At 59.4% G+C, this 7,089-nt stretch carries 10 protein-coding genes; 4 read left to right on the top strand and 6 right to left on the bottom strand.

Annotated features, from left to right (window positions below):
- The 4 genes from B3V69_RS05945 to B3V69_RS05930 form a co-directional block, all read right to left on the bottom strand.
- Window positions 1-1,100: beta-ketoacyl-ACP synthase III (locus B3V69_RS05945; RefSeq protein ID WP_296444707.1), on the bottom strand; the 1,100-nt coding region annotated here is incomplete at its 3' end.
- Between the two features lie 53 nt (window positions 1,101-1,153).
- The gene (locus tag B3V69_RS05940) at window positions 1,154-1,642 is read right to left on the bottom strand and encodes an AMP-binding protein (RefSeq protein ID WP_296444705.1); all 489 of its coding nucleotides are present in this window, start codon (window positions 1,640-1,642) and stop codon (window positions 1,154-1,156) included.
- Window positions 1,611-2,183 (bottom strand): AMP-binding protein, encoded by a 573-nt coding sequence (locus tag B3V69_RS05935; protein WP_296444703.1) that lies wholly within the window; start codon window positions 2,181-2,183, stop codon window positions 1,611-1,613. The genes B3V69_RS05940 and B3V69_RS05935 overlap by 32 nt, the downstream gene beginning before the upstream one ends.
- A complete protein-coding gene (locus B3V69_RS05930) occupies window positions 2,126-2,395 on the bottom strand; it encodes a hypothetical protein (protein ID WP_296444701.1) in 270 nt (89 codons plus the stop codon). Before B3V69_RS05930 ends, B3V69_RS05935 begins: the two co-directional genes overlap by 58 nt.
- A 151-nt stretch (window positions 2,396-2,546) precedes the next feature.
- Here B3V69_RS05930 and B3V69_RS05925 point away from each other — a divergent pair, with 151 nt between their 5' ends.
- The gene (locus B3V69_RS05925; protein WP_296444699.1) at window positions 2,547-3,470 is read left to right on the top strand and encodes a DUF808 domain-containing protein; all 924 of its coding nucleotides are present in this window, start codon (window positions 2,547-2,549) and stop codon (window positions 3,468-3,470) included.
- Window positions 3,471-3,609: 139 nt separating this feature from the next.
- Window positions 3,610-4,764, top strand: coding sequence for an HD-GYP domain-containing protein (locus tag B3V69_RS05920; RefSeq protein WP_296444697.1), 1,155 nt, complete (start codon window positions 3,610-3,612; stop codon window positions 4,762-4,764).
- A 38-nt stretch (window positions 4,765-4,802) separates the two neighbouring features.
- Here the strand turns inward: B3V69_RS05920 and B3V69_RS05915 are convergent, their stop codons facing one another.
- Entirely contained in the window at window positions 4,803-5,273 is a 471-nt protein-coding gene (locus B3V69_RS05915; protein ID WP_296444695.1) for an SRPBCC family protein, read from the bottom strand.
- Between the two features lie 79 nt (window positions 5,274-5,352).
- Between B3V69_RS05915 and B3V69_RS05910 the strand changes: the two genes are divergently transcribed.
- The gene (locus tag B3V69_RS05910; RefSeq protein ID WP_296444693.1) at window positions 5,353-5,892 is read left to right on the top strand and encodes a cyclic nucleotide-binding domain-containing protein; all 540 of its coding nucleotides are present in this window, start codon (window positions 5,353-5,355) and stop codon (window positions 5,890-5,892) included.
- Here B3V69_RS05910 and B3V69_RS05905 read toward each other — a convergent pair.
- Window positions 5,889-6,275, bottom strand: coding sequence for a translational machinery protein (locus B3V69_RS05905; protein WP_296444691.1), 387 nt, complete (start codon window positions 6,273-6,275; stop codon window positions 5,889-5,891). The genes B3V69_RS05910 and B3V69_RS05905 overlap by 4 nt on opposite strands.
- A gap of 111 nt (window positions 6,276-6,386) precedes the next feature.
- Between B3V69_RS05905 and B3V69_RS05900 the strand changes: the two genes are divergently transcribed.
- On the top strand, window positions 6,387-7,089 hold a 703-nt coding region (locus B3V69_RS05900), incomplete at its 3' end, for a tRNA dihydrouridine synthase (protein ID WP_296444689.1).

Genomic DNA, 7,089 nt, shown 5'->3' with positions numbered 1-7,089 from the left:
GCGCTGCCAATGGAATAGCCGGCCCCGAAAGAGCAGATCACGCCCACTTCACCGGGCTTGATGTCATCGTGGTGGCGATGAAAAGCGATGATCGAGCCGGCCGAGGCGGTGTTGGCAAACTCATCCAGAATCACCGGTGCGTCGTCTGGCGTGGCGTCGCGCCCCAGCAGTTTTCGGCCAATCAGCTGGTTCATGGCCAGATTGGCCTGATGCAGCCAGAAGCGCCGTACCCCGGTGGGCACCAGCCCATGTTCGGCCAGATGCTTGGTCATGTGTTCGGCCGCCATCGGGCACACTTCCTTGAAGACTTTGCGCCCTTCCTGGTAAAAAAGCTGATCCCGGTCTTCCGGGTTGCGGTCTTCGCTGCGCGACATATAGCCGGCGTTGTTGCGTATGCTGTTGGAGAAGGTGGTCAGCAGGCGTGTGCCAAGGACTTCAAACGCGCCGGCGGGGGCGTTCTCAAGCCGCTCAATCAGGATGGCGGTACAGACGTCACCAAAGATGAAATGGCAATCCCGGTCTTTCCAGGCCAGATGGGGCGAGGTGATTTCCGGATCCACCACCAGGATGGCCCGGGCCGAGCCGGTTTTAATGGCGTTGACCGCCATTTCAATGGCGAAGGTGGCCGATGAACAGGCCACATTCATGTCGAAGCCGAAGCCCTTGATGCCCAACGCGGTCTGAATTTCCACCGCCATGGCAGGGTAGGCCCGTTGCAAATTGGCGCAAGCGCAAATCACGCCGTCAATATCCTCGGGCTGCTTGCCGGCGCGTGTCAGCGCATCCCGCGCTGCCGCCACACCAATTTCAGCCATCAGCGAGATTTCGGTATCTGGTCTGGCCTTCAGGCGCGGACGCATGCGCTGGGGGTCCAGCACGCCGGATTTTTCCATCACATAGCGGCGCTTGATCCCCGAGGCTTTCTCGATGAACTCGACGCTTGAGGGGGGGATGGGCTGGCGCGTGCCCGCCGCAATGTCGGCGGCGTGCGCGGCGTTTTCTATTTCAGCGAAGCGGTTGAAGGCGGTCACCAGCTCCGCGTTGGTGATGACGTCAGGCGGAATGTAGAGTCCGGTGCTACTGATGGCGACACGATGCATAACGGTGGTCCCGAAAAAGTTCTATGTTGGAAGTGCCCAACAAACCGTGATTATCAGGCTTTGGCCCATACCACCGGTTTGCCTTGACTGAGCCAGCCCTCGTACTGGCTGGCGTACGCCTCTTCAATACGCGGGCGCTTGACCTTGAGGGTGGGGGTGACCAGGCCGTTTTCTGGCGTCCAGGGCGTCGTGATGACAGCCAGGCAATCCAGCTTTTCGTGAGGTTCGAGCCGCGCATTGATGGTCTTGAGATGCTGCGTGAGTGACTCGGTCAGGGCCACCTTGCTTTCCTTGGCGGCGCTTCTTGCAACTGCTTCTGGCGACAGAATGACCAGACCCAAAGGTTGCACCAAGTTGACGCCCGTTACCAGACACGCCTCGATGTCGGGGTGCATGACAAGCAGATCTTCCAGAGGGGCCGGGGCCACGTATTTGCCTTTGCTGGTCTTGAAGATGTCCTTGACACGGCCCGTGATGCTCAGATAGCCCTCGCTGTCGATTTTTCCCTTGTCACCGGTGCGCAGCCAACCATCGGTCGGCATGGGCGCCGCGCCTCCCGCGGCAATGCGGCATTGATCCAGCCCCAGGCCCCTGAGGATTTTTCGTCGCACCAGCCAGCCGATGACGGGCAGACCCAGCAATTTCTTGAGTTTTTCCGCGGGAATTTTGGCGTGGATACCCTGCGATGCCCCACGCCATGGCATTCCCCGTGTGCACCACGCCCTTGGGCTTTGCGGTCGTGCCGGAGGTATAGATGATGGTGCATATGGATTCTCCGTCGGGGCTTGGTGACCCCTGCAGCGGCGGGGTTTGGGCGATCAGGTCGTTCCACAGCGTGGCCTTGATCGCGGTGGGTGCCAGTGGCAAGGCAATCAAGGGTAGGCCGGGTGCCACGCCGGTCTGCAAATTGGAAATATCGTCCATTTTCCCAATAAAACAGGCACGTGCTTCGCTGTGCTTCAGGATATAGGCAAGGGCTTCGCCATTGAAGGTGGGATAGCGGGGAACCGATACGTGACCTGCCATCAGAATGGCCAGGTCCGCCAGAATCCAGTGCGCGCTGTTTTTACCGATGATGGCCACCCGACTGCCCGCTGGCCAGCCCTGCGCCTGCAGCCAGTCGGCGATGCGGCGATGCGGCGAACCTGGTCGGCGGCCTGAATCCAGGTGATGTCCTGCACGGCGCCGCCGCCGATAGGCTGGGTGAGGAAAATTTGGTTGCCGCGTTCGCGCTCCCAGCGGTGTAGGCATTGCAGCGGCAGGTCGCCAAGGGATACCGTGATGGGAGTGGTCATTGTTGTTTCTAGTGAAATGGGAACTTGATTCTTGATGGGAAGCCTGGAGCCGGCAATTGTGTTGACCCTAGGTGACGTGAAGACTTGAACCCTGCATAGCGGCGACAATCTTCCCTTTGCGCATTGCACCCAACCCAGAAAGTTTTGACCCATGGCCAGTAGTCTGCTTGCACTGATTGACGATATTGCCAGCGTGCTGGACGACGTGGCCTTGTTGACCAAGGTGGCCGCGAAGAAAACTGCGGGTGTGCTCGGTGATGATCTCGCCCTCAATGCGCAGCAGGTCGCTGGCGTCAACGCGGACCGCGAGTTGCCGGTGGTCTGGGCCGTGTGCAAGGGCTCGTTTGTCAACAAGGCCATTTTGGTGCCCGCGGCAATCGCCATCAGCGCGCTTGCCCCCTGGGCGGTGACCCCGCTTCTGATGATCGGTGGGGCTTTTCTGTGCTTTGAAGGTTTTGAGAAACTGGCCCACAAGTTCTTGCACAGCGGGGCCGAAGACGCGGTTCACCACGCCCAACTGGTGCAGGCGCTGGCTGACCCGTCCATCGACCTGGTGGCGCTGGAGAAAGAAAAAATCAAGGGGGCGGTACGCACCGATTTCATCCTGTCGGCCGAGATCATCGCCATCACACTGGGCACCGTACAGACAAGCCCGCTCGCCACCCAAGTGGCCGTGCTGAGTGGCATCGCCGTGGTGATGACGGCGGGTGTCTATGGTCTGGTGGCCTGCATTGTCAAGCTTGACGATGGGGGACTCTATCTCAGTCAAAGGGCCGGCACCAGCGCGGCGGTGCGCCTGCAGCGCAGCGCGGGGCGCGGCGTTCTCAACGCTGCGCCCTACCTCATGAAGGGACTGTCGGTGGCCGGAACTGCTGCCATGTTTCTGGTGGGGGGCGGCATTGTGACGCACGGCATTCCAGGTGCACATAGCCTGATCGAGCACCTGAGCCTGAGCGCGGGCATGTTGTCGGTGGTTTCTTCGGGGCTGGATGCCGTTGCCGGTATCCTGACGGGCGCCATAGTGCTGGCGGGTGTCACCGGGGTCAAACGGCTGAGGCAACGTTTGTTTGAGTAATTTTTTCCTCCAGCCCTCATGGAATATGCGCGGACAGCTATGCAAAATATAGCAAGCCGGATACACTGAAGCGCATGGCTGATATTTTTTCCCTGGCGCGATACGAGTTCGTCTGGACCCGGCGGAAGGAAGTTTGATCATGAAAATGCTGAGACTGCCGCGCTCGAAAGTCCAGATTGGCTCTCCCTTGCCATGGAACGTGCGTGATGACCAAGGCTTGCTTATGCTGTCCAGGGGGCATGTCATCGAGAGCGCGCATCAGCTTGAACTTTTACTCCAGCGCGGTGCCTTTGTGGACCCCGAGGAAGTCAAGGCGCTGGCACGGGAGGCTCAGCCGGCGCAGCCCAAGGCCTTTGTGGCGCCACCGAATCTGTTTGGCCTGTGGGACCAGACCACGGTTGAGTTGCAAAAGCTGCTGACCCATGTGGGGCAAGAGCCCGATTTCGTCGGCCGGATGGAGCAGTTTGCGCGTCACATTCTGGAGCTGGTCGACGACAACGTTGACATTGGCCTTTATCGCATCGTTCGGCAGGACAACGCCAAGAATTTTTACTACGGCTATACCCATTCGGTGCACACCGCCACGCTTTGCATTTTGATGTCCCGTCATCTTCAATGGCCCAAGGAGCGCATGATGAGTCTGGTGAAGGCCGCGCTCACCATGAACATGACGATTCTCGACTTGCAGGGGCAAATGGCCGGGCAGGATGTTCCGATGAAAGACAAACAGCGGGTGGCCCTGCACAATCATCCGGCCCAGTCCGTTGAGCTGCTGGAGAAGGCTGGCGTGACCGATGCCGACTGGCTGGCCGCCATTGCGCAACATCATGAACGATCGGATGGAAGCGGCTATCCGCTCGGGTGTACCGATATCGGCGAGATGGCGGCCGCCTTGCGGGTAGCCGATGTATTCATGGCAAAAATAAGTCCTCGGACCTTGCGGCCAGCGCTGTCGCCGCAGGAGGCGGTCCGGGAGCTTTATCGCGAGGACAAAGGCGGGCCGATATCGACCGCCATCATCAAGGAATTCGGAATTTATCCGCCCGGTGATTTCGTCAGACTCGCCTCCGGCGAGCTGGGCCTGGTGGTTCAACGCACGGATAACGCGCGTGCGCCGATCGTGGCCTCCATCACGGACACGGCCGGGCATCCCGTCGCACGGACCCTGCGTCATGACACCGGGCAAGCCGACTTTGCGATTGTGGCCAACGTGACTGACAAAGCGATGCTCTCCCGTTTGCCGCCCGAGCGCTTGTACGGCTTCTCTTCAGCACCGCCTGCACCGCCGCACTGAACGACGAACTGCGCAGGCCGCTGGTCGATGCAGCCGGATCAGGCCTCGCCGCCAAAGCGCTTGGTCAGGTTGGCGATGTACTGCTCGACCAATTTTTCGAACTCCGCCTCCACCACCGGTGCCACCACCATCTTCATCAGACCGGGCAGGGGAATGGTGAGTTCACCGTTGATCTGCAGCACGATATGAGTGGATTTTTTTTTGTCCGTGATCTTCCAGCTGCCGGACACCAGCGCATTGCCTTCGCCCTTGACGGGCGTCCAAACGACCGTGCCCTTGGCTTTGTTGGACATGTATTTTGATGCGTAGACGGTTTGCAGGCTGATCTGGGCGATGCCGATTTTTGCCATTTCCCAGCGATAGGCATTCCCCCCAAGGTCGACCAGTTTGTCGACCTTGGGAAAGTGGCTGGCCGAGGTCGGTACATCAGAAAGAACGTCGAAGACGTCTGTGGCACTGGCTTTGACTTCAAACTCGTAGCCAAGATCGATATTCACATTGATGGTCATGGAAAGCTCGCTGATTGGTTGATGGGTCGCCCAGAGCAATGGTACACGGCTGAAATCAAGCCGTGTACCATTGGTCGTGATGAAAGTTGATCCTGCCATTGTTCAGATTTTTGCCGAAAACGTTCGAGCCGAAGTGCTCGTACGTCCGACTGCCATCAAGCTTGATCCAGCCATCATTCAAAAAATCAAGGAAAAGGTGCCGATTTTCAGCGGCATGACGCCTGACTGCCTGATGCGCACACTCGCCGTGGCCGAATATTTTCCGATCAAGGCCGGTGAGGTGGTGTTCAACGAACGCGATATTGGAGATTCCTTTTTCGTCCTGATCGCCGGTGAGGTGATCGTTGAAAAGAGCCGAAACGGCAAAGTGATTGAGCTGGCCCGGCTCAACGCGGGCAGTTGCTTTGGCGAGATGGCCTTGGTAGGCAACCACCTGCGATCCGCGACGGTGCGCGCGACGCGCGACGCCGTGACCATGCGTTTCTATCGGGAGCTCGTCGATGCGAACCCGGAAAGCGCGCATATCATCTACCGCAATATTGCACGCATCCTCGCCAGTCGTCTGGACGAATCCAGCGTGATGCTGGCCGATCTGGTGGGGCGGAATTTGGTGACTTAGGACAACATCCGGTCTTTTGCAATGAAATACTTGCGCGCGTAGGCGACCAGTTGGGCGTCAGTCGGGTGGTCTACGGTTTCGACGCCGACAATTTTGTCCACCATGTCGTGGTCGTGTGCGTGGATATGCTTGATAAGCTGCAATTTCGCCTGAGCCGGGCCCACCACCAGAATCTCTTGGGCACCCATCAGGGCCTCGGCGACGGCGTGATAATAGCTACTGTCTTCGGCCTGGCGTCCGGCACCCAGGGTGCCACGCCTGGAGTGCAAATGGACATGGGGTGTGGCTGGGTGAACCACTGATTTCTCCACATCGTCCGGACTGATGTGCATCACATGGGCTTCAGAATGATCGAGCCAGACAATGGCGTGATAGTGCGACATGTGTTTTCCTTTTTTGATTGATAAAGCATCAGCTTATGCCCTTATGCGAATCAAATGTTGTTGAAAGTCAAGATTGTCTGATTTCCACCGGTCGTCGTTTCCCTTTTGGCCATGACGCTTCTTCTGGCGCCCATGGAGGGCTTGCTGGACTTTGTGCTGCGTGACATCCTGACCCGGGTCGGCGGAGTGGATCGTTGCGTTTCGGAGTTCATTCGCGTGACCAATACCTTGTTGCCGGATCGGGCCTTCATTCGCGTGGTACCTGAGTTGCTGAACGGCGGGCGGACTTTCGCAGGCGTACCCGTGCGAGCGCAGCTGCTGGGCTCGGACCCGGTTTGTCTGGCGGAAAATGCCGCCTGTCTGGCAGCTCTAGGACCCGACGGCATCGACCTCAATTTTGGTTGCCCGGCCAAGGTCGTGAACCGTCATGGCGGCGGAGCGGCCTTGCTCGACGAGCCCGAACTACTTTTTGCCATCGTGGCGGCGGTTCGCCGCGCCGTGCCGGCCCACATGCCGGTCTCAGCCAAGATGCGCCTGGGGGTGCATGACGATGCGCGTGCGGTGGAGTGCGCGCTGGCCATAGAAGGCGGTGGCGCCAACGAGCTGGTGGTGCACGCCCGGACCAAGGCGGACGCGTACCGCCCCCCTGCTTACTGGGAGCGCATCGCGGACATTCGCGCCGCCGTGCGGATCCCGGTAGTGGCCAATGGCGAGATATGGAATGTGCAAGACGCCTTGCGTTGCCGCGCGCTGTCGGGCTGTGATAGCTTGATGCTGGGCCGCGGCATGGTCACCGACCCGGGGCTGGCGCTGG

The organism is Rhodoferax sp. UBA5149, assembly GCF_002413825.1.
GTDB lineage: Bacteria > Pseudomonadota > Gammaproteobacteria > Burkholderiales > Burkholderiaceae_C > Rhodoferax.
This window is presented reverse-complemented; position numbering and strand designations above follow the sequence as displayed.

Excerpts from the sequence above, each read along its gene's own strand:
- B3V69_RS05920 (WP_296444697.1), top strand. The coding sequence starts at position 3,610 with ATGAAAATGCTGAGACTGCCGCGCTCGAAAGTCCAGATTGGCTCTCCC.
- B3V69_RS05930 (WP_296444701.1), bottom strand. The coding sequence starts at position 2,395 with ATGACCACTCCCATCACGGTATCCCTTGGCGACCTGCCGCTGCAATGC.
- B3V69_RS05905 (WP_296444691.1), bottom strand. The coding sequence starts at position 6,275 with ATGTCGCACTATCACGCCATTGTCTGGCTCGATCATTCTGAAGCCCAT.
- B3V69_RS05940 (WP_296444705.1), bottom strand. The coding sequence starts at position 1,642 with ATGCCGACCGATGGTTGGCTGCGCACCGGTGACAAGGGAAAAATCGAC.
- B3V69_RS05910 (WP_296444693.1), top strand. The coding sequence starts at position 5,353 with ATGAAAGTTGATCCTGCCATTGTTCAGATTTTTGCCGAAAACGTTCGA.
- B3V69_RS05925 (WP_296444699.1), top strand. The coding sequence starts at position 2,547 with ATGGCCAGTAGTCTGCTTGCACTGATTGACGATATTGCCAGCGTGCTG.
- B3V69_RS05915 (WP_296444695.1), bottom strand. The coding sequence starts at position 5,273 with ATGACCATCAATGTGAATATCGATCTTGGCTACGAGTTTGAAGTCAAA.